22 protein-coding genes are annotated in these 21,480 nt (G+C 67.8%); 10 read left to right on the top strand and 12 right to left on the bottom strand.

What is annotated here, in order from left to right:
* From AC1DXK_RS18390 to AC1DXK_RS18355, 8 genes are all read right to left on the bottom strand, one after another.
* Positions 1 to 173 (bottom strand): helix-turn-helix domain-containing protein (locus tag AC1DXK_RS18390; protein WP_477298590.1); only part of this gene is annotated, 173 nt, incomplete at its 3' end.
* A gap of 120 nt (positions 174 to 293) precedes the next feature.
* The gene (locus AC1DXK_RS18385; RefSeq protein WP_457104415.1) at positions 294 to 1,268 is read right to left on the bottom strand and encodes a helix-turn-helix domain-containing protein; all 975 of its coding nucleotides are present in this window, start codon (positions 1,266 to 1,268) and stop codon (positions 294 to 296) included.
* Positions 1,269 to 2,203: 935 nt separating this feature from the next.
* Positions 2,204 to 3,037 carry an HTD2 family dehydratase gene (locus tag AC1DXK_RS18380; protein ID WP_457104248.1) on the bottom strand — a complete coding sequence of 278 codons (834 nt, stop codon included), beginning with the start codon at positions 3,035 to 3,037 and terminating at the stop codon, positions 2,204 to 2,206.
* 1 nt (position 3,038) lies between these two features.
* Positions 3,039 to 4,187 (bottom strand): acyl-CoA dehydrogenase family protein, encoded by a 1,149-nt coding sequence (locus AC1DXK_RS18375; protein ID WP_457104249.1) that lies wholly within the window; start codon positions 4,185 to 4,187, stop codon positions 3,039 to 3,041.
* An 11-nt stretch (positions 4,188 to 4,198) separates the two neighbouring features.
* A complete protein-coding gene (locus AC1DXK_RS18370) occupies positions 4,199 to 4,948 on the bottom strand; it encodes an SDR family oxidoreductase (RefSeq protein ID WP_457104250.1) in 750 nt (249 codons plus the stop codon).
* Between the two features lie 42 nt (positions 4,949 to 4,990).
* Complete coding sequence (locus tag AC1DXK_RS18365; protein WP_457104251.1) at positions 4,991 to 6,127, bottom strand: CaiB/BaiF CoA transferase family protein; 1,137 nt, start codon at positions 6,125 to 6,127, stop codon at positions 4,991 to 4,993.
* Positions 6,128 to 6,286: 159 nt separating this feature from the next.
* Positions 6,287 to 9,451: an efflux RND transporter permease subunit gene (locus AC1DXK_RS18360; RefSeq protein WP_457104252.1), complete on the bottom strand. Its 3,165-nt coding sequence runs from the start codon at positions 9,449 to 9,451 to the stop codon at positions 6,287 to 6,289.
* A 49-nt stretch (positions 9,452 to 9,500) separates the two neighbouring features.
* The gene (locus AC1DXK_RS18355) at positions 9,501 to 10,757 is read right to left on the bottom strand and encodes an efflux RND transporter periplasmic adaptor subunit (protein ID WP_477298586.1); all 1,257 of its coding nucleotides are present in this window, start codon (positions 10,755 to 10,757) and stop codon (positions 9,501 to 9,503) included.
* A 255-nt stretch (positions 10,758 to 11,012) separates the two neighbouring features.
* On the opposite strand from AC1DXK_RS18355, the gene AC1DXK_RS18350 reads away from it, so the two are divergent.
* Both AC1DXK_RS18350 and AC1DXK_RS18345 read left to right on the top strand, forming a co-directional pair.
* On the top strand, positions 11,013 to 11,240 hold the full coding sequence (locus AC1DXK_RS18350; RefSeq protein WP_477298584.1) for an HOOK family protein: 228 nt from the start codon (positions 11,013 to 11,015) through the stop codon (positions 11,238 to 11,240).
* Positions 11,241 to 11,680: 440 nt separating this feature from the next.
* The gene (locus AC1DXK_RS18345) at positions 11,681 to 11,860 is read left to right on the top strand and encodes a hypothetical protein (RefSeq protein WP_457104255.1); all 180 of its coding nucleotides are present in this window, start codon (positions 11,681 to 11,683) and stop codon (positions 11,858 to 11,860) included.
* Here the strand turns inward: AC1DXK_RS18345 and AC1DXK_RS18340 are convergent, their stop codons facing one another.
* The 3 genes from AC1DXK_RS18340 to AC1DXK_RS18330 are packed head-to-tail and all read right to left on the bottom strand — an operon-like array spanning position 11,861 to position 13,825.
* Positions 11,861 to 12,013, bottom strand: coding sequence for a hypothetical protein (locus tag AC1DXK_RS18340; protein WP_457104256.1), 153 nt, complete (start codon positions 12,011 to 12,013; stop codon positions 11,861 to 11,863).
* Between the two features lie 52 nt (positions 12,014 to 12,065).
* Positions 12,066 to 12,656, bottom strand: coding sequence for a cysteine hydrolase family protein (locus AC1DXK_RS18335; RefSeq protein WP_457104257.1), 591 nt, complete (start codon positions 12,654 to 12,656; stop codon positions 12,066 to 12,068).
* A gap of 20 nt (positions 12,657 to 12,676) precedes the next feature.
* Complete coding sequence (locus AC1DXK_RS18330; protein ID WP_457104258.1) at positions 12,677 to 13,825, bottom strand: GNAT family N-acetyltransferase; 1,149 nt, start codon at positions 13,823 to 13,825, stop codon at positions 12,677 to 12,679.
* Between the two features lie 202 nt (positions 13,826 to 14,027).
* Here AC1DXK_RS18330 and AC1DXK_RS18325 point away from each other — a divergent pair, with 202 nt between their 5' ends.
* The 6 genes from AC1DXK_RS18325 to ureG all read left to right on the top strand — a co-directional run bounded on the left by AC1DXK_RS18325 (position 14,028) and on the right by ureG (position 19,341).
* Positions 14,028 to 15,041 (top strand): LysR family transcriptional regulator, encoded by a 1,014-nt coding sequence (locus AC1DXK_RS18325; protein WP_477298581.1) that lies wholly within the window; start codon positions 14,028 to 14,030, stop codon positions 15,039 to 15,041.
* A 130-nt stretch (positions 15,042 to 15,171) separates the two neighbouring features.
* The gene (locus AC1DXK_RS18320) at positions 15,172 to 15,792 is read left to right on the top strand and encodes an urease subunit gamma (RefSeq protein ID WP_457104260.1); all 621 of its coding nucleotides are present in this window, start codon (positions 15,172 to 15,174) and stop codon (positions 15,790 to 15,792) included.
* A gap of 2 nt (positions 15,793 to 15,794) precedes the next feature.
* Positions 15,795 to 17,522: an urease subunit alpha gene (gene ureC, locus AC1DXK_RS18315; protein WP_457104261.1), complete on the top strand. Its 1,728-nt coding sequence runs from the start codon at positions 15,795 to 15,797 to the stop codon at positions 17,520 to 17,522.
* Positions 17,523 to 17,534: 12 nt separating this feature from the next.
* On the top strand, positions 17,535 to 18,038 hold the full coding sequence (locus tag AC1DXK_RS18310) for an urease accessory protein UreE (RefSeq protein WP_457104262.1): 504 nt from the start codon (positions 17,535 to 17,537) through the stop codon (positions 18,036 to 18,038).
* Positions 18,001 to 18,714 carry an urease accessory protein UreF gene (locus AC1DXK_RS18305; protein WP_457104263.1) on the top strand — a complete coding sequence of 238 codons (714 nt, stop codon included), beginning with the start codon at positions 18,001 to 18,003 and terminating at the stop codon, positions 18,712 to 18,714. Before AC1DXK_RS18310 ends, AC1DXK_RS18305 begins: the two co-directional genes overlap by 38 nt.
* 9 nt (positions 18,715 to 18,723) lie before the next feature.
* Positions 18,724 to 19,341 (top strand): urease accessory protein UreG, encoded by a 618-nt coding sequence (gene ureG, locus AC1DXK_RS18300; RefSeq protein ID WP_477298578.1) that lies wholly within the window; start codon positions 18,724 to 18,726, stop codon positions 19,339 to 19,341.
* Between the two features lie 42 nt (positions 19,342 to 19,383).
* On the opposite strand, the gene AC1DXK_RS18295 is transcribed toward ureG, so the two are convergent.
* A complete protein-coding gene (locus tag AC1DXK_RS18295; protein ID WP_457104265.1) occupies positions 19,384 to 19,614 on the bottom strand; it encodes a hypothetical protein in 231 nt (76 codons plus the stop codon).
* Positions 19,615 to 19,811: 197 nt separating this feature from the next.
* On the opposite strand from AC1DXK_RS18295, the gene AC1DXK_RS18290 reads away from it, so the two are divergent.
* Together AC1DXK_RS18290 and AC1DXK_RS18285 are read left to right on the top strand one after the other, a co-directional pair.
* The gene (locus tag AC1DXK_RS18290; protein WP_477298576.1) at positions 19,812 to 20,015 is read left to right on the top strand and encodes a DUF3311 domain-containing protein; all 204 of its coding nucleotides are present in this window, start codon (positions 19,812 to 19,814) and stop codon (positions 20,013 to 20,015) included.
* Entirely contained in the window at positions 20,012 to 21,472 is a 1,461-nt protein-coding gene (locus AC1DXK_RS18285; RefSeq protein ID WP_477298575.1) for a sodium:solute symporter family protein, read from the top strand. The genes AC1DXK_RS18290 and AC1DXK_RS18285 overlap by 4 nt, the downstream gene beginning before the upstream one ends.
* Positions 21,473 to 21,480 lie beyond the last annotated feature (8 nt).

Below are 21,480 nucleotides of genomic sequence, written 5' to 3'. Positions count from 1 at the left end.
TCGCCGCCCGTCGGCTTGGGCGCGACGTGGCCTTCCTGCGCGAACCGCTCCGACCAGCGGCTGGCACTCGACACGCTTACACCGAACCGGGCCGCCGCTCGATGGAAGGAGGCGCCCTCGGCCACGGCCGCCACGACACGCTCGCGCAGATCGACAGACAACGGTGAAGGCATCGAGGGCTCCTTCACCACTCAACGCGGCAAACCGCTAACCCGTCGCAACGCGGCCGGGCACGGCTCTAGGACGTCCTTTAGGGCTGATGGAAAGAACCTGAACGTGTCAGGTCCGAACCGTCACACCACATCGCGGGATTCTGCACCGAGGAGAGCTGCGACTCTGTAATCGCGCGGGCTCACGCCATGGTGGTGCTTGAAGCGTCGGGAGAAGTGCGCTTGGCTGGTGAAGCCGTTCTCGTAGGCCAGCATGCCGATAGAGACGTGGACGCAAGCGGGATCCGACAGGCGCGCGCTCGCGGACTCCAGCCGTCGCCGCCAGATCCAATCGGAGATGAGCTGTCCCCGGTCTTGAAACAGCTCCTGGAGCCTGCGCAACGATACGCCGACGGCGGCGGCAAGGCGCGGCGGGTCGAGGTCCGGGTCGCCCAGGTGAGCCTCGACGTACGCCTTGGCACGCTGAATCACGAGGCTGCCCTGAAGCGGCCGAGGAACCTCCCTCGCGAGCCGCTCGGCGATAGTGGCCACGATCAGGTCGGTGCCGACCTGCGCCATGCGGGCTCCGGCTTCGCCGTCGAGGTCGTGATGCACCCGGATCAATTCGTGAAAGAACCGGGTGGTCAGGGCCGTGGAAGCAAGGTCCCTGCCCATCGTCAGGGACGTATAGAACCGGCTCGGCCCGAGCATGGCTTCGAGGCGCTCGCGCGGGATCTCCATGAACAGGGTCTGGCTACCGACGCTCGACTCATGTGTCGCGGGGCGATGGTCGAGGACGACGAACTCCCCGGCCTGCTGCACAGAGGATCGGTCGTCCTGGCTGCGCCTCGCCAAGCCCGCAAGCTTGAAGATCACGACGACCGTTCCCTCCTTCCCGTTGCGGCGGATCAGACCGGGCGTCGCCTCGCTGCGAAGTGCGTCGTGCGAGACCCTGGTGATGAGGAGCGGGCCGACGTTGGCGATCTCCAGTCTTCCGTTGAACGGACCCTCGTCGATGCGTCTCTGCTCAAGGGGAACGCCGCGATCCATCAAGGTCTCGCGCCAGCGCGCATAGCGGAGGCGTGAATCGAAATGATCCGTCGAAAATAGCGTTTTCATCAGAGACAGGTCGAAGCGACGTATCGAGACATTACAGATGTCGATCAGGAACAATTTTCAGCATTTTATCCTTCCCTGAGCTACCTTTGGCGATGACCAAGACAAAAAGTCGTATCCGTGCCTGAAATATCGGCAGAATCTATTGCAAAAAGATTTCAAAAAACCTCCCTTACAATATTAAAATGACATCTATTTGAATTCCTAGAATGATCAATGTCAATAATAACTATCATCCACGCTGCCTTCAGTTTATGACAACAGCATCGATGTGAGCAAGAGTGCGCGACGCGTCTCGATCATCAGTGCGTATGATTTCGCAAATTAAGCATCGGACAATCGATGGCTTCCTCGAAATTACTAGTCGTGCGTATTTTGCCCGCTGAAATGACGATGGATGTGGTGGAAAACTACGTAGATCGTTCGATTATCGCCTGAATGAGTGTCCCCGATACCGATACCGAGAATGCTGCGATGTCCGGTTCAGCGGTCAGCACGCGGTGACGGCAGCCTCGTGGAGGTCGTAAGGCCCTCTGGATACGGAGACTGGCAGCGAATGGCGCTGCATTGCCCCCGTATCCCGATCCCTGATCCGTTCTCGTCACGCCGTTCTCGCCGGCACGGGCCGAAGTCGGTCGCCAGGGCAGATGACCTCCATGCTGGCCGAGGCGGATGATCCGGGCACGACAGCCGCGGCGGTGGCCCGGACCATACGTCCCGACCGATCGGCTGCCCCGGAGGCGGACGCCTGCGCAATCCGCTCCTCGTCGAGCGCTTACCGGCCCACCGCCTTGAGGTGCGCTGCGGAGCAATACGGACAGCGCGGTTCCTTCATGGCGGCAGATCCCCGGGTCGCGTTGCCGCGCTCGCCATGCCGGACTCCCCGACAGGGTCGGGGCGGCATCCGATGCAGATCCTGATCGGACCGCCGACAAACGTTACAGGTCGGCGTGGGCGCGCATGCGGACATGGCCGGCCGCGTCGACAGCCACCCCATCGAACGCTGACCCCGCGATCCGGCCGCACACGCGAAACGTCTGATTCGCGGTCATCGGCGACACGCCGCGATAGCGGAACGTCCGTGGCACGCGTCCGAGCAGCGTGGCGGCGAGGTTCATCAGCAAGCTCGCCTGCATGGGTCCATGCACCACGAGGTCGGCATAGCCTTCGACCTGGGTCGCATAGGGTTGATCATAGTGGAAGCGGTGGCCATTGAAGGTCATCGCCGAGTAGCGGAACAGCAGCGTCGGCGTCGCCGGTACGTCCCAGACGAGGTCGTAGGCTGCCGGATCGTCGCGTTCGGGCGCCGCATTCGTCCCGGACTGCGCCCCCGCCGCCTCGCGATAGACGATGTCCTGCCGTTCGCGCAGCGCGAGGCCGCGGCCGGTCGCGACCGCGTGGTCGACGGTGACAAAGCACAGGCGCCCGCTTCTGCCCGCCTTGAAGGCGATGTCCCGCACCGTTTCGGTCCGCGTCACCGGATCGCCTGCGCGGAGATCGGCCAGCGTCTCGATCTCGCCACCGGCCCACATCCGCCGCGGCAGCGGCACCGGGGGCAGGAAGCCACCCTTTGCGGCATGGCCGTCCGGTCCCAGGGCCTCGGCCGGCGGCGTCTCCGGCGCGAGGCACCAGTGCAGGGCCGGCGGCGCCACCCCGTCTGGGACGGGCGCCAGATGCGGCGCGAAGGTGGCGCGGAACTCGGCCAGCAGGCGCGGTGTGACGAGGTCCGACGCGTCGCGCGTGCGGCCGATCCAGGCGGAGAGATCGGACATGTCAGTACGAGCGCGGCAGGCCGAGGACGTGCTCGGACAGGTAGGCCAGGATCAGGTTCGTGGAGATCGGCGCGACTTGGTAGAGGCGCGTCTCGCGGAACTTGCGCTCGATGTCGTATTCCTCGGCGAAGCCGAAGCCGCCATGGGTCTGGATGCATGCATTGGCCGCCTCGAACGAAGCGTCGGCGGCGAGCATCTTGGCCATGTTGGCTTCGGCGCCGGGGTTTGCGCCGCCCTCGTAGAGCGCCAGCGCCTCCCGGACCATCAACTCGGCCGCGCGCATGTTGGCGTAGGCCTTGGCGATCGGGAACTGTACGCCCTGGTTGGCACCGATCGGCCGGCCGAAGACGGATCGTTCGCCCGCGTAGGCTCTGGCCCTGTCGATGAACCACTTGGCGTCGCCGATGCACTCGGCGGCGATCAGGATCCGCTCGGCGTTCATGCCCGACAGGATGTAGCGGAAGCCCTTCCCTTCCTCCCCGATGAGGTTCTGCACGGGCACCCGGAGATTGTCGAAGAAGACCTCGGTGGTGGCGTGGTTCATCATCGTCCGGATCGGGCGGATCGTGAGCCCGTTGCCCTTCGCCTCGCGCATGTCGACGAGGAGCACCGACAAGCCGTCGGTGCGCTTCATGCCTTCGGCCTTCGGCGTCGTCCGGGCGAGGAGCAGCATCAGGTCCGAATGCTCGGCGCGGCTGGTCCAGATCTTCTGGCCGTTGACGACGTAATGATCGCCCTCCAGGCGCGCCGTGGTCTTCAGGCTGCTCGTATCGGTACCGGAGGTCGGCTCCGTCACGCCGAAGGCCTGGAGCCGCAGGCGCCCCTCCGCGATCGCCGGAAGGTACTCGGCCTTCTGGGCCTCCGATCCGTGCCGGAGCAGCGTGCCCATCGTGTACATCTGCGCGTGGCAGGCGCCTCCGTTGCAGCCCGCCCGCTGCACCTCCTCGAGGATCGCGGCGGCCGCGGAGAGCGGCAGGCCGGAGCCGCCATACGCCTCGGGGATCAGCACCGACAGGTAGCCGCTCTCGGTCAGCGCGTTCACGAACTCCGTCGGGTAGGCCATGTCCCGGTCGAGGGCGCGCCAGTACGGTCCCGGAAAGCCCGCGCAAAGCTTGGCGACCGCCTCGCGGATGTCGGTATAGGTCTCCATCGACAGACTCCTCAGGCTGTGCGGCCGCCATCGACGGGGAGATCGACGCCGGTGATGAAGGCCGCCTCGTCGGAGGCGAGGAAAAGGGCGGCCGCGGCGATGTCGCTCGCGTCCGAGAGGCGTCCGAGGGGGATCGTCGCGATGAACCGGTCGCGATTCTCGGGCGTGTCGAGGACGCCCATGAAATGCTCGAGCAGCCCGGTCGCGCCCATGACGGGGCAGAGGGCGTTCACCCGGATCTTCCAGGGCGCGAGTTCGAGGGCGAGGGACTTCGAGGCGAGGCTCGCCGCCCCCTTGGAGGCGTTGTACCACGTCAGCCCCGGCCGCGGCCGCAGCGCCGCCGTCGAGCTGACATTCAGGATGGCGCCGCCGCCCGCGTCGCGCATCAGCGGCGCGACTTCCCGGACGTAGTGGAAGATCGACTTCACGTTCACCCGGAAGACCCGGTCGAATTCCTCCTCGGTCACCTCCATGAGCGGCTTGTTGCGGTGGGTGGTCCCGGCGTTGTTGACGAGGATGTGCGGCACGCCGAAGCGCTGCCGGGTCTCGGCAACGCTGGCGGCGACATCGGCGGCGAGGCCCACATCCGCCGCGATGGCCAGGGCCTGGTCACCGATCTCGGCCGCGACCCGTTCTGCCGCCGCCCGGTCGATGTCCACGCAGGCCACCTGCGCGCCTTCGGCGGCGAAGCGCTGGGCGATCCCGGCCCCGAAGCCGCTGCCGGCGCCCGTCACGAGCGCGATCTTGCCGTCGAGCCTCATCGTCTCCTCCCGGGGTTTGATTCTGCCGCCGTATCTAGGGGCTCAGGTCCGCCGCGCGAACTCCGCCCGGATTTGCTTTCCATGCGCGTCAATCGCCGGCACCGGCCCGAGGGCGCGGGCCTCACCGTCGATCAGAACCGGCGGCGCAACGATGCGGGCGGGGCCTGCGGGCGTCTCCACCTCCGCGCGGATCAGGGCCGGGTGCGTGGCGAGATCCGCCAGGGTGTTGACGAAGCCGTAGGCGGTGCCGGCGGCCTTCAGCCGGGCGGCGGCCGCGTCGCGGCTCAGCCGCACCAGCGCGGCGCCGATCCGCAGATCGACGGCGGCACGGTTGGCCACCCGGGCGTTGTTGGACGCGAACCCCTCGGCCCGAGCGAGGTCCGGCTCGTTCAGTACGCCGGTGCAGAAATTGGCCCATTCGCGCTCGTTCTGGATCGAGATCAGCACGAGGCTGCCATCCGCGGTGGGGAAGGCACCGTAGGGGCAGATCGACGGATGGGCGAGGCCGAGCCGCTGCGGGACCGACCCGGTGCCCTCGAAGTAGAGCAGGGGCACGTTCATCCAGTCGGCGGCGCCGCTGAACAGGCTGACCTCGAGGGCGCAGCCCTGCCCGGAAATCCCGCGGGCGATCAGCGCCTCCAGGACCGCGGCATGGGCGTCCATCCCGCAGGCGACGTCGCAGACGGAGACGCCGACGCGCCCGGGTCCGGCCGGATGGCCGGTGATGCCGGCAAGCCCGCTCTCCGCCTGGACCAAGAGGTCGTAGGCCTTCATGTCGCTGTAGGCGTTGCCGGCGCCGTAGCCGGAGATGTCGACGGTGATCAGGCGCGGGTAGCGCGCGCGCAGCTCAGCCGACCCGAAGCCGGCGCGGGCGGCCGCCCCGGGGGCCAAGTTCTGCACGAACACGTCGGCCTGCGCGAGGATCGCGTGCAGGAGGCTCGCGTCCTCGGGATTCTTGATGTCGGCGACGAGGCTCTCCTTGCCGCGATTGAGCCAGACGAAGTAGCTCGCCAGCCCATTGACCGCCGCATCGTAGCCGCGGGCGAAATCGCCCTCGGGCCGCTCGATCTTGATGACCCGCGCCCCGGCATCGGCCAGCCGCGACGTGCAGTAGGGGGCGGCGACCGCCTGCTCGAGGGCCAGGACGGTCAGTCCTCGCAGCGGCAGGTTCGGGCTCATCCGCGTCCTTCGGTCTCGAGGCGGCCCAGCGGGCCTTCCGCCGGTTGATCTGGGTCGCCACCGAGCCCTGCCAAGCGCAATAGGGTGACACGGGCGCGTGGCCGTCGGCCCCGCGCCGGCCTGTCTCGTCCCCTTTGCAGAGACGCAATCCCTCTCGGCTCACTCCGCCGCGCGCAGTGCGGGCGGTCCGCGGACCTCCTCCACCGGCTCCGGATCGCCGCTTGTGGCGTCCACGGTCTCCGGCTTGTCCCGGAAGGACAGGCGGTGCGCCAGCCGGTCGAGGTAGATGTAGATGACCGGCGTGGTGAAGAGCGTCAGGATCTGGCTGACCGCGAGGCCGCCCACCATGGCGTAGCCCAGGGGCTGACGGATCTCGGACCCGGTGCCCGTGGCGAGCATGAGCGGGATGCCGCCGAGCAGGGCCGCCATGGTGGTCATCAGGATCGGGCGGAAGCGTAGCAGGGCTGCCTTCCGGATTGCCACCTCCGGGCTCAGACCCTCCTCGCGCTCGGCCACGATGGCAAAGTCGACCAGCATGATGCCGTTCTTCTTCACGATGCCGATGAGGAGGATGATGCCGATCAGCGCGATCAGGCTGAAGTCGAACCCCGCCCACATCAGCACCGCCAAAGCCCCGACGCCCGCCGAAGGCAGGGTCGACAGGATCGTGATCGGGTGGATGAAGCTCTCGTAGAGGATGCCGAGGATCAGGTAGACCACGAACAGGGCCGCCAGGATCAGGAGCGGCACCGTCGAGAGCGATTGCTGGAAGGCCTGGGCTGTCCCCTGGAAGCCGCTCACCACGGTCGGCGGCACCTGGATGTCCCGCATCGCTTGGCCGATCGCCTCGGTCGCTTGGCCGAGGGCGACGTCGGAGGCGAGGTTGAAGCTGATCGTCACCGCCGGGAACTGGCCCTGGTGGTTCACGGCGAGCGGCGCCACCGGATCGGTCGTCCAGCGGGCGAAGGCCGCGAGCGGCACCTGGCCGCCGCCGATCGGCGCCTTGATGTAGATCTTGTCGAGGCTGTCGACGCTGCCCTGCAGCGCCGGCAGGACCTCCAGCACGACGTGGTAGCTGTTCAGCTGCGTGAAGTACTGCGCGATCTGGCGCTGGCCGAACGCGTCGTAGAGCGTGTCGTCGATGAGCTGGGGCGTGATGCCGTAGCGCGAGGCGGCGTCGCGGTCGATCGACAGCGTCAGCGTCGTGCCCCGGGTCTGCTGGTCGGTGGCGACGTCGCGCAGCTCCGGCAGGGTCTTCATCTTGTCGAGGATGCGCGGCGCCCAGGCGTTCAGCTCGGCGAGGTCCGGATCCTGGAGCGTGTACTCGAACTGGGTCCGCGAGGTGCGGCCGCCGGTGCGCACGTCCTGGGTCGCCTGGATGAAGGTCCGGATGCCCTCCACGCGCTCCAGCTTCGGGCGCAGGCGGCCGATCACCTGGAAGGCGTTGGCGTCGCGCTCCTCGCGCGGCTTAAGCGTGATGTACATCCGCCCGGAATTGAGCGCCTGGCCGTTGCCGCCGAGCGACATGCCGACGGTCGCGACCGCCGGATCGGCCTGGACGATGGCGCCGACCTTCTCTTGCAGGGTCTTCATCGCCGAGAACGAGATGTCCTGGGACGCCTCGGTGACACCGATCATGAAGCCGGTGTCCTGCTGCGGGAAGAAGCCCTTCGGGATCGCCACGAACAGGTAGCCGGTCAGCGCCAGCGTGGCGAAGAACACCAGCAGCGTGACGCGGCGGAACCGCAGGGCGACGTCGAGGGCGTCGGCGTAGACCGACAGCAGCCAGTCGAACCCGGCCTCGCTCATGCGGTAGAGGCGCCCATGGCGCTCGGCGTCGTGCGGCTTGAGCAGCCGCGACGCCATCATCGGGGTGAGCGTCAATGAGACGAAGGCCGAGACGGCGATCGTCATCGACAGCACGACGGCGAACTCACGGAACAGCCGGCCGATGATCCCGCCCATCAGAAGAAGCGGGATCAGCACGGCGATCAGCGACACGGAGATCGAAACGATGGTGAAGCCGATCTCGCCCGCGCCCTTGAAGGCGGCCTCCATCGGCCGCATGCCTTCCTCGACGTAACGGCTGATGTTCTCCAGCACCACGATGGCGTCGTCGACCACGAAGCCGACCGAGATGGTCAGGGCCATCAGCGAGAGGTTGTCGAGGGTGTAGCCCGCCATCCACATCAGCGCGCAGGCGCCGAGCAGCGCCAACGGCACGGTCACGCTCGGGATCACGGTCGCCCAGAAGCTGCGCAGGAAGATGAAGATCACCCCGACGACCAGGGCGATCGTCAGGAGCAGGGTGAACTGGACGTCCTCCACCGAGGCGCGGATGGTCTGCGTCCGGTCGCTCAGGATGCCGACCTTGATGGCGGCCGGAAGCGTGGCGGTGAGGCGCGGCAGCTGGGCCTTGATGCTGTCCACCGTGTCGATGACGTTCGCGCCGGGCTGCTTGAACACCACAAGGAAGATGCCGCGCTTGCCGTTGGTCCAGCCCGCCTGCTTGGTGTCCTCCGGGCCGGCGACCGCGCGGCCGATGTCGCGCACGCGGAGCGGCGCGCCGTCCCGATAGGCGACGATGACGTCATCCCAGTTCTTCGCCGCGGTCAGCTGGTCGTTGGCGTAGATGGTGTAGCTGTGGCTGCCACCGTCGATGCTGCCCTTCGGGTTGTTCACGGTGGTGAGCGTGAGTTGCGCGCGCACGTCCTCCAGGGACAGACCCTTCGCGACGAGCTTGGCCGGATCGATCTGGACGCGCACGGCCGGCTTCTGCTGGCCGCCGATGAAAACCTGGGCGACGCCCGAGATCTGGCTGATCCGCTGGGCGAGTTGCACGTCGACCGCATCGTCCACGTCGATCAGCGGCATGCTGTCGGACGTGGCCGAGAGCAGGAGGATCGGCGAGTCGGCCGGATTGACCTTGCGATAGGTCGGCGGGGTCGGCAGATTCTTCGGCAGTTGTCCGCTGGCGGCGTTGATCGCCGCCTGGATGTCGCTCGCCGCACCGTCGATGTTGCGGTTGAGGTCGAACTGCACGGTGACCGTCGAGATCCCGAGGGAACTCGTCGAGGTCATCTGCGACACGCCCGGGATCTGCGAGAATTGTCGCTCGAGGGGCTGGGCCACCGAGGAGGCCATCGTCTCCGGGCTCGCGCCGGGGAGCTGCGCGGTCACCTGGATAGTCGGGAAGTCGACCTGCGGCAGCGGCGCGACGCCCAGCAGCGGATAGGCCACGACCCCGAGGAACAGGATGCCGACCATGATCAGCGTGGTCGCCACCGGAAACCGGATGAACGGCGCGGAGATGCCGCCCTTCACCGTCCAGCCTCGCGCGGAACCGCTCGCGTCACCGCCGCTTCGCTCACCCTCACCGGACTGTCTCCGCCTGCGCGGTGTGGGCGGCATGCGGGTCACCCACGAGGCTGCCGTCCTGAACCTTGTACTGGCCTGCGACGATCACCCGCTCGCCGGGCTGCAAATCCCCGCTGAGGATCCGGGTCCGCCCGGAATCGGAGCGTCCCGCCTTCAGCGCGCGCTGATGGGCGCGGTTTCCATCATCCACCGAGAAGACGAACAGACCCTCGGGACCGTGCTGGATGGCATTGTCGGGAACCGTCATGGCGACGGCGACCGTTCCGACCCGCATCTTGGTGGAGACCGACAGGCCCGGCCACAGGGCGTGGTCCTTGTTTTCGTAGACCGCCTTGAGGCGGATCGTGCCGGTCGCCGCATCGACTTGGTTGTTGAATAGGGCAAGCTTGCCGTCCGCGAGCTTCGTCAGCCCGTCCGAACTCCAGGCTTCCACCGGCACGTCGCCGTGATGCAGGGCTGCGGCGATCGCGGGCAGTTGATCCTCCGGCGCCGTGAACACGACGAAGATCGGCTCGACCTGCGTGATCGTCACGATCGGGGTCTGGCCCGCGGCGTTGACGATGTTGCCGATATCGACCTGCCGGAAGCCCGTGACTCCGTCGATCGGCGCCCGCACCGTCKCGTAGCCGAGCTGGGTCGTCGCGTTGTCGATCGCAGCCTGATCGGAGGCGACCTGCGCGGTGAGCTGGGCGACCAGGGCGGTCTGCGTCTCGGTCTGCTGGCGGGACGCGTAGGCGCCCAGGCCGGTATAGCGGACGAGATCCGCCTTGGCGTTGCCGAGATTGGCGGTGTCCTGCTCCTTCTTGGCCTTCGCCTGATCGAGGGCGGCCTGGTAGGGCCGCGGATCGATCTGCACCAGCACGTCGCCCTTATGGACGGTCTGGCCCTCCCGGAACGCGACCTTCTGAATCTCGCCGTCGACGCGCGTGCGGACCTGGACGGTGTTGTAGGCCTGCACGGTGCCGAGTCCGTTCGAGACCAGCGCGAACGGCCCCTGTTCCACGCTGCCGAGGGTGACGGGCACGGGCTGCGGCGCGGCCGCCCTGGACTTCACGGCGGGCTGGTTCAGTCGCGTATAGCCGTAGGCGCCGCCGCCGGCAGCCGCGAGCAGCAGCAGGAGGAGGAGTCCGGCCGCGCGGGAGCGCTTCGGCGCCGGTACCGTCGCGGTTCGATGGCCCGAAGCAGCGCTCCGATCCACGCCACTCTCGTCCGATCGCGACTCGTCGCGATCGTGAACGTCCCCACTCAACATGAGCCGATATCCGCCCGTTGGTTCGACCGATCCGAGCACCCGGATAATTTTGCATTCAATAGCATGCAATCCGCCCGCCGGACATCGTAGCGATTTGCCGGGCGTGCCGATCCTGCGCGGCCCGAAGGCGTGCAACCGCCATCCACACAGGTTAGCGTCGGCCAGTCCGGCGCCCCGCGCGGACGGTCAGTGCCGCGCGCGGCGGTACGCGGTGTCCGCCGGGGCTGCGTCAACGAAAAGGGACCAGAACGGCGCATGGCCTCGACTCTGGAACTGGACGGCCTGAACGAGCTGCGCGATGCCCTGATCGAGGAGCGACAGATCATCGTCGCGTCGGTCCGCAAGCTGCGCGACGCGCGCCGGCAGAAGGGCACCTTCGTGCTGGGCGACGGGGCCGAAGCAGGACCGCGGCTGGTCGCCGTGCAGGAGCAGATCGAGGTGGTGGAATCCATCATCGCCGCGCTGACGCACTCTCAGGCTTGACGCGCCGGGAAGTTGGATCTCGCACGAGACCGCACCAGCGAAGCCTGCCCGCCGGGATTGCCATAGTTCGGTGTCCGGGATGTTTCTGAGACATTCGCCTGCCTCTCGAAACTCCGGAGAATGCTTATTTCGATAATTCAGAAATTATCGACGGCGAATGATGTTGATATAGCGACCGATATATAAATCATATCCGTATTCGAAACTGATATCGTCTTGTTGATATTTTCATAGACCGCTGGCGTCGGTCCACGCTCAAGGCTGCGCTGCGGCCAAGCCGGTCAAAGCAGGGCGGCAGCGTCCTCGTTCAAGAGCCGGCAACTGTTTCGTCAAAGCATGACGATCGGGACGGATTGTACGGGATCTGCACAACTTTCGGGCTGGACCGGCGCGAGAAAGGTCTGTTAGCGCACCACAATTCAGGGCGCGGGACTTCGAACATGGACGCCTTCGATCATAGCGACACGGCGCGCGATGCCGACGTGACCGTCGGCACGCATCGCGAAACCGAGCTTCTGGCCCTCTGGCGCGCACTCGACGCGGACAGGAGCGCCCGCGACGAGCGGACCGCCCGCTTGCGCGCCATGCGCTTGATCGGTGGCGACGACGGGACGGACTGATCAATCGTCCGTGCCGTCGTCCGACAGTCGGCTCGCCAGCGCAAATCCCACGGCCATGGCCATCGCCTCGGCTTGCGCGATCAACTTCGGTTCGCCCGCGTCGCGCGCCGCCTGAAGCAGTGCGATCGCGTGCCGGCCGAGGCGAACGTCCACATCGGTGTCGCCGACAGGATGGGGATCGGGAAGTGGCCGGTCCTGGCCTCGGTTAGTCATTGACGTGCCTCGGTTTCGAAGCGGTGCGCATCGCCTTGAACGGCGTTGAGGCCGCGATCCAGGATTGCGTGTCGGCGACGTCGCCGAAGACGCGCATGACGGCACTCACCGAACGGTGGATCTCGTCGGCACCGATCCCGTCCAGACCGTGGCTCGCCGAAGCGTCGGACAGGAACGTGACCTCCTGACCGCGATGGAAACCGTCCACCGCCGTCGCGAGGCAGGACGATTCCCCGGCAAAGCCCGCGATGACCAGCGGCGGGCATCCCCGCTCCATAGCGTCGGCGAAGGCGGGGCTGGCGTAGCAGGACGGCCGGTCCCGGTCGAAGATCATGTCGCAGCCATGCGGCTCGAAGCCTTCGATCCACCGCGCGAAGCGGCTGCCCGCCTGGAACAGGGGCGCACCGACCCAACGGACATAGGCCACCGGCATGCCGCTCCCGCGGGCATGGTCGAGCGCCCGCCGGCAATTGCGCAGGGCCGGCGCGATCCCCGACAGGGCGAGGGGCCGCCCCGCGATCTCGTATTCCTGCTGCATGTCGACCAGGACCAGAACCGGGACGCTGCGGGGCCGGCGATACAACGCAGGGTTGATCGCCCGTGTCATTGCGCGGCGGCCTTTCGATCGACGGAGGGACGGGTCACGGCGCGGCCGCGCGACCTGTCGAGGGCGCCCGCCCGGTGCCAGCGGCCCTCGGGGCGGATGATGATGTAGGGGTCGACCCCGAGGCCGATGGCCTGCGGATGCGGCTCCGCCTCCATCAGCATCTCGACGTAGTCGAAATCCGAGAACACCAGCTCCTGGGCGCCGTCGAAGACGCGGAAGCCGAAGCGGCTCCAGAAGCCGACCAGACGCTTCTGGGCGTGGCCGTAAAGCCGGCGATAGCCCTTCACCCGCGCCAGTTCGATCCCGGCACGGACCAACGTGAAAGCCATGCGCGTGTTGCGGAATTCGGCCCGGACCGCCAAGCGCTCGATCTTGGCGAAATCGGCGAAGAACCGGATGCGCAGGCAGCCCGCCGGCTCGTCCCCGACATAGCCGATCAGGTGCGTCGCCGAGAGGTCGTTGCCGTCGAACTCCTCCTCGTAGGGGCAGGCCTGCTCCGCCATGTAGACGGCCGCGCGCAGTGCGATGACGCGGGACAGATCCTCCAGGCTCCGGGCGACCGCGACGCTGGTGCCGGTCCCGCCAGGCCTGTGGCTGTCATACGAAGGCGACGGTTCGGCCTTCGGATCGCGGGCGAAGTGATACAGTCCCCCGCGCGCGGTGCCCTGCGCCGCGAAGCCGAGCGCCCTCAGGAGATCCGCGCCCTCGGGGGTGGCCGCACGGGCGTAGAAATCCACGCCGCGATAGGTCGGGCTCGACAGCCGGTCGAACACGAGGCCGACGCCACCGGACAGCCGTCGCCGCGCGTAGACGGCCCAGACGTAGATCCCGGCCGGACGTTCGTGCTGCCCGGCCAGCATCTCCGTCGGCGGATCCGTCGCGTCGAGCGTTCCCTTCTTGAGCGCGGCCAGACCGTCGGCGTTCAGCATCAGGCAGGCGACGAAGCCTTCGCCCCGCGGGTCGGCGGCATCGAACCTGTGGCGCTGGGCGATCGCCAGGACGCTGTCGGGATTGACCGACATCACCCGCTGGACGGTGCGGACCGAGGCGAGATCCGGCAGGTCGACCCGGGCGGCCTCGATCAGGCGCGCCAGATCGTCCGGCGTCGGCATGAAGGTGACGAGATGACGAGCGACGCGGTCCACGCGCAGCGCGCTCGGTTCATGCGGTGGGGCCAAAGAGACTGAGTCTGTACCGAACTGATCAGCATCCCTCGCAACGAACTGTGCGCGAGCCATGTGCAGCGTCATCGGATGACCTGTCATTCGGTGGCGGATTGACGGTCCTGCACTTCGCATCTAGCGCTGCGGTTGTATGTGCAAAATTTGGAACAGGGGCGTTCCGCATATGGAACAGCGGGAGGCGGGCCGGGAGCTGATGCCCGACTGGGAGAGCATCCGGGTCTTCCTGACGCTCCAGCGCTCCGGCAGCTTCCGGTCGGCGGCTGCCAAGCTCGGCCTGTCGGTGAATTCGGTTCGCCGGCGGATCGGTGACCTCGAGGCTCTGATCGGTGCGCCGCTGCTCACCCGCCACGTGGACGGTATCCGTCTGACCGCCGAAGGCCACGTGATCCTCAAGGCCGCGACCCGCATGGAATCGGCGGCCTTCAGCTTGGTCCGCTCGGGGGACGTCGCGCCCTTCGCCGAGTCGGGCGAGGTCCGGATCGCCGTGACGGAGGGGCTCGGCGCCTTCTGGCTGGCCCCGCGGCTCGTAGAGTTCCAGAAGGCTAACCCGCGTCTCACGGTCGACCTCCGCTGCGCGATGGAATCCGCCGATGTCCTGCGCATGGAAGCCGACGTCGCCATCCAGCTCACGCGGCCGACCAGCCCGGACCTGCGGTTGGTCAAGCTCGGCCGAATCCACATGATGCCCTACGCCGCGCGGAGCTACGAGGAGACCTACGGACTCCCGAGCCGCCCGGACGATCTCGAGCGCCACAGGATCGTGGTCCAGGACGGCGGCCAGACCATGCGGCTCGAAGACTATGCGAGAACGGTCCCCGGCTTTCCCGCAACGGTTCCGATCACGCTGAAGGTGAACGTCAGCAGCGCCTATTCCTGGGCGATCGCAAAGGGCGCCGGCATCGGCCTGCTTCCGACCTACGCCAGCGCCATCGGAGCCCAGGTGGTCCCGGTGGACAATCTCGGCCGATTCAGCGTCGACATCTGGCTGACCTATCACCCGGATGCGGAGCGGATCGGCCGCGTCCGGCGAACGATCGATTGGCTGCGGTCTTCCTTCGATCCGAAGCGCTACCCGTGGTTCCGGGACGAGTTCATCCATCCCCGCGATCTGCCGGCCACCATCAAGGGAGCGCCCCTGCCCGACCTGTTCGCCGGGTTCATCGCCATGACCTCCTGACACCATGACCTCCTGACGCAGCGACCGGCGACCGCGACCCGCGATGGTCCGCGTCCTGCAGGGCGCGCTGTCCCTTGACCGCGCCGCGCGCATGATCCTTGCTCCGGCCGCCGCGACGACGAGGTTGCCCGTGCTGCTGACGCCCCGAGAGAAGGACAAGCTGCTGATCGCCATGGCGGCGCAGGTGGCGCGCAATCGCCTCGCTCGCGGCGTGAAGCTCAACCATCCGGAAGCGGTGGCGCTGATCACCGATTTCGTGGTCGAGGGCGCCCGGGACGGGCGCTCTGTGGCGGACTTGATGCAGGCCGGCGCCACCGTCCTCACAGCCGACCAGGTGATGGAGGGCGTGCCCGAGATGATCCACGACATCCAGGTCGAGGCGACCTTCCCGGACGGCACGAAGCTCGTCACCGTCCACCACCCGATCCGCGGTGCGGCCTCGGCCGATGTTCCCGGCGCGGTGACGACAGGCCCGGGCGAGATCGTCTTCAACGTCGGCGCGGAGCGGACCGTGATCGAGGTCGCCAACACGGGTGACCGGCCGATCCAGGTCGGCTCGCACTATCATTTCTACGAGGTGAATCCGGGCCTTGTCTTCGCGCGCGAGCAGGCCCGCGGCAAGCGGCTCGACATCGCGCCGGGCACCGCCGTGCGCTTCGAGCCAGGCTCGACGCGGGAGGTGGCGCTGGTGCCGCTCTCCGGCGGACGCACGGTCTACGGGTTCCGCGGCGACGTGATGGGCAAGCTCTGACCATGGCCAACACCCCGAAGCCCGCGAGCCTCTCCCGGTCGGCCTATGCCGACATGTTCGGGCCGACCGTCGGGGACCGCATCCGCCTCGCCGATACCAGCCTGGAGATCACGGTCGAGCGCGACTTCACCACCTACGGCGAGGAAGTGAAGTTCGGCGGCGGCAAGGTGATCCGTGACGGCATGGGCCAGAGCCAGGTCACGAACGCAGCCGGCGCCGTCGACACGGTGATCACCAACGCCGTGGTGCTCGACCATTGGGGCATCGTGAAATGCGATGTCGGCATCGTCCGCGGCCGGATCTTCAAACTCGGCAAGGCCGGAAACCCGGACGTGCAGCCCGGCGTCGACATCGTGGTCGGACCGGGCACGGAGGTGATCGCCGGCGAGGGCAAGATCCTGACGGCCGGCGGCTTCGACAGCCATATCCACTTCATCTGCCCCCAGCAGATCGAGGAGGCGCTGTGCTCCGGCGTCACCACGATGCTCGGCGGCGGCACCGGACCGGCACACGGCACCTTCGCCACCACCTGCACCCCCGGCCCCTGGCACATCGCCCGGATGATCGAGGCGGCGGACGCGTTCCCGATGAACCTCGCCTTCGCGGGCAAGGGCAACGCGTCCCGACCCGAGAGCCTCGTCGAGATGGTGCGGGCCGGCGCCTGCGCGCTCAAGCTCCACGAGGATTGGGGCACCACGCCCGCGGCGATCGACACGTGCCTGTCGGTGGCGGACGCCCACGACATCCAGGTCATGATCCACACCGACACGCTCAACGAATCGGGCTTCGTCGAGGACACGATCGCGGCCTTCAAGGGCCGGACGATCCATGCCTTCCACACCGAGGGCGCCGGGGGCGGCCACGCCCCCGACATCATCAAGGTGGCCGGGCTGCCGAACGTTCTGCCGTCCTCGACGAATCCGACACGGCCCTACACGAAAAACACCATCGACGAGCATCTCGACATGCTCATGGTCTGCCATCACCTCGACCCGTCGATCCCCGAGGATCTCGCCTTCGCGGAGAGCCGGATCCGGCGCGAGACCATCGCGGCCGAGGATATCCTGCACGATATCGGTGCGCTCTCGATGATGTCCTCGGACAGCCAGGCCATGGGCCGGGTCGGCGAGGTCGTGATCCGCACGTGGCAGACCGCCGACAAGATGAAGCGCCAGCGGGGCGCCCTGCCGGGGGACGCGTCCGGCACCGACAACCTGCGGGCGCGCCGTTACGTCGCCAAGTACACGATCAACCCGGCCATCGCGCACGGCATCGCGAAGCACATCGGCTCTGTCGAGCCGGGCAAGCTCGCCGACCTCGTGCTTTGGACTCCGGCCTTCTTTGGGGTGAAGCCCGATCTCGTGCTGAAGGGCGGCAGCATCGCGGCCGCGCCGATGGGCGACCCGAATGCCTCGATTCCGACGCCGCAGCCGGTGCATTACCGGCCGATGTTCGGCGCCTATGGACGGGCACCCTTCGCAACCGCCCTCACCTTCGTCTCCAAGGCCGCGGTCGAAGACGGCCTGCGGGAGCGGCTCGGCGTCCAGAAGGAGCTGGTCGCGGTGGAGAACGTGCGCGGCGGCATCTCGAAGAAGAGCATGATCCTCAACGACGCCACGCCGGTGATCGAGGTCGATCCCGAGACCTACGACGTGCGCGCCGACGGCGAGCTGCTGGTCTGCGAGCCCGCCGAGGTGCTGCCCATGGCGCAGCGCTACTTCCTGTTCTGAGCGCAGAGACCGATGATCCGCGCCACCCGCATCCTCCGCCGCGACGCCCTCTCGGGCGGCGAGATCGTCGATCGCGTCGTCCTCGATCACGGTGACCGCCATCGCCGCCGCGTCGCCATGCGGGGCGCTGGGGGGCTGGGCTTCCTGCTCGACCTTCCGGCGCCGACCGTGCTGGAAGACGGCGATGCCCTGATCCTGCAGGACGGCCGCCTCGTCTGGGTCGAGGCGGCGCCGGAGCGCCTTCTCGAGATCCGGGCCTCGAGCGATCACGCCCTCAAGCGCCTGATCTGGCATATCGGCAACCGGCACATCCCGGCCGAGATCGGCCCGGAGGCCGTCTGGATCGCGTACGATCACGTTCTGGCCGAGATGGTGCGGGGGCTCGGCGGCACGGCCGAGCCGGTGGAGCGCCCCTTCCGGCCCGAGGGCGGGGCGTATTCCGGCAGCCATGGACACGACCACGCGCACGATCACGCGCATGACGGCCATCGCCCTCACCACCATGCCGCCGGCTGACGCCCTGGAGGCGCTCCGCCTGATGGCATGGCTGTCGCCGGGCTATCCAGTCGGCGCCTACGCGTACTCGCACGGACTCGAATGGGCCGTGGAGGCGGGTGATGTGCGCGACGAGGCGAGCCTGACGGATTGGCTCACGGATGTCTGCGTGCGCGGCGCCCTGCGCAACGACCTTATCCTGGCGGCCCACGCGCATCGGGCGGCGCTGTCACCGAAGACCGACGCGATCATCGATCTCAACGACCTCGCCCTGGCTCTGGCCCCCTCGCGCGAACTGCACCTGGAGACGAGCCAGCAGGGTCGGAGCTTCCTCGACGCGACCCGTGGCGCGTGGCCCTGCGCCGCCCTCGCCGCGCTGACGGAGCACCTGCCGGGTCCGGTCGCCTATCCGGTCGCAGTCGGCCTCGCGGCCGGCGCCCACCGCATGGCGCCGGAGCCCTTGCTCGCCGCCTACGGCCTCGCCTTCCTGCAGAACCTCGTTTCGGCGGCCCTCCGGGCGGCACCCGTGGGCCAGGCCGCCGGCACGCGGGTCGTCGCCGCCCTCACCCCGTGCCTTGTTGGGCTCGCCGTGGCGGCGGGCGAAGCGGAACTCGATGACCTCGGTGCCGCCACCTTCCGCCTGGATCTCGGCTCTTTCCGCCACGAGACCCAGTATTCCCGCATCTTCCGATCCTGAGCTCGCAGCATGACCTCCACGAACGGCCCTCTCCGCGTCGGTATCGGCGGACCTGTCGGTTCCGGCAAGACTGCCCTGATGGAGCAGCTCTGCAAGCGCTTCCGCGACCGCTACGAGATCTGCGCCATCACCAACGACATCTACACGAAGGAGGACGCGCGCATCCTCACGGTCGCGGGCGCCCTGCCGGAGGACCGCATCCTCGGGGTCGAGACGGGTGGCTGCCCGCATGCCGCGATCCGCGAGGATGCCTCGATCAACCTCGCCGCCGTGGCCGAGATGAACCGGCGCTTTCCGAAGCTCGACCTCGTGCTGATCGAATCCGGCGGCGACAATCTCGCGGCGACGTTCTCGCCGGAACTCGCCGATCTCACGCTCTACGTCATCGACGTCGCCGGGGGCGAGAAGATCCCCCGCAAGGGCGGTCCGGGCATCACACGGTCCGACCTGCTGATCGTCAACAAGACCGACCTCGCCCCGCTGGTCGGCGCGGACCTGTCGGTGATGGAATTCGATACGCAGCGGATGCGCGGCACGCGTCCCTACGTTTTCGCGTCCCTGCGCGAGGGTATCGGCGCGGACGCGGTCGCGCGCTTCGTGGAGGAGACGGGCGGCTTGGGCCGTTGAGCCAACGAGCCGGTCGAACCCAGCGGCGCGTCACCTTTTTTCCTAGCGCCCGGCCTCGGCGGACCGCGCGCGGACCGACCGCGCCGTCGGTAAACCCATGAGTGCATCGAGGCGGCTCATCCGCGCATCGAAATCATTCATGACGCTCTGGCGCGCCTTGATCGCAGCGTTGTGCTGCACTTCGGGCGGGGTGTGACGGGCACGGGCCTCGGCCTCGACCGCAGAGACTGCGAGGAGCGCGGCCAGCGTCGCGATCGTGAGAGTGCGGGTCATGTCGTGAGATCCCTCGCACCACCGTGTCGAACGGCGGAGCCCTTCACGAGATTATGCGCGCCCGAAGCGTAGCCGCGTGCGCGAGCGCACAGCACGCAGAAGTGATCCCGATGCGCGAAACGTGGGCTTGGCGGCGTTGACAGGGGAGATCGACTGATCCAACCCGCGGTATCGGGGCCTTCTGAACGGTATCGCGCATGCGAAATCTGCGGTGGCTCGCCGCCCTGCCCTTCCTGGGCATCCTGCTCGGCCCCTTTTTCCTCAACCGGGTCGAGCCCTTCGTCCTCGGGCTGCCGCTGCTCCTCGCCTGGCTCGTGTTCTGCGTGATCGGCACGTCGGCCGTGATGGGGCTGATCTACCTGACCGACCCCCAGAATCGCACGCCGGAGGATCCGCGATGAGCATCGCACTCCTCATCGTGGCGGCCGGCTTCGCGCTGGCGATCGGGCTCGGGCTCTACGCGCGGATGGGCCGGGAGATGGGCCTCGAGCAGTGGACGGTCGGCGGCCGCGGCTTCGGGACCGTGCTGGTTTTCCTGCTGATGGCCGGCGAGATCTACACGACCTTCACGTTCCTCGGCGGCTCGGGCATCGCCTACGGCAAGGGCGGCCCGGCCTACTACATCCTCTGCTACCTGACCCTCGCCTACGTCACCTCTTACTGGCTGCTGCCGCCGGTCTGGCGCTACGCCAAGCAGAACGGGCTCTACACCCAGCCCGATTTTTTCGCGCGCAAGTACGGCAGCCCGGCCCTGGGCATGCTCGTGGCCCTGGTGGGGATCGTGGCCCTCGTTCCGTACCTCGTGCTCCAGTTCAAGGGCTTGGGGATCATCGTCTCCACGGCGTCCTACGGGGCGATCTCGTCGACCGCCGCGGTCTGGATCGGCGCGGCCRCCCTGACGGCCTACGTGGTGGTCTCAGGTGTGCACGGCTCGGCCTGGACGGCTGTGATCAAGGACACCAGCATCCTCTTCGTGGTGGTCTTCCTCGGGATCTACCTGCCGGTGCATTATTATGGCGGCTACGAGGGCCTGTTCCGGGCGATCGAGGACGCAAAGCCCGGCTTCCTCGCCCTGCCCGATCGCGGCCAGAGTGCGACGTGGTTCACCACCACGGTCCTGCTCACCGCGTTGGGCGGCTACATGTGGCCGCACACCTTCGCGTCGCTCTACACGGCCCGCGAGCCCAGCGCGTTCCGGCGCAACGCCGTGATCCTGCCGATCTACCAGCTGATCAACCTGTTCGTCTTCGTGATCGGCTTCACCGCCGTGATGCAGGTGCCCGGCCTCACCGGCCCGGACGTCGACCTGTCGCTGTTCAAGCTCTCGCTGGCGACCTTCCCGCCCTGGGTGATCGGTCTCATCGGCGCCACGGGCGTGCTCACCGCCCTCGTCCCGGGCTCGATGATCCTGATCGCCGGCGTGACGCTGGTGGCCAACAACCTCGTCCGCCCCCTCCGCCCCGGCATGGACGATGCCGCCACGGCGCGCCTGTGCAAGATCCTGGTGCCGGTTCTCGCGGTGGTCTGCGTCGGCTTCACCCTGTCGGGGGGCGACACGATCGTGCAGCTCCTGCTGATGGGCTACAATTTCGTCACCCAGCTCTTCCCGTGCTTCATCACCAGCTTGATGCGCCGCAACCCGCTCGACCGCCGTGCCGCGATGGCCGGCATCGTCGCCGGCGTCTCCACGGTGGCGGCAACCGTCCTGAGCGGGTTCAGCCTGTCCAAGCTCGCGTTCCTGGGGCCGCTTCAGGATGTGAATGTCGGCATCGTCGCGCTGATGGTGAACATCATCGTCACGGTCGCCGTGGCACAGCTCACGCGCGAGGGGACGACCGCCGCGCAAGCGGCCGAGTGACGACACGC

The organism is Methylobacterium sp. P3_A11 (genome assembly GCF_056403155.1).
Note: the sequence above shows the minus strand (reverse complement) of the source record. Positions and strands in the feature narration are given on the sequence as shown.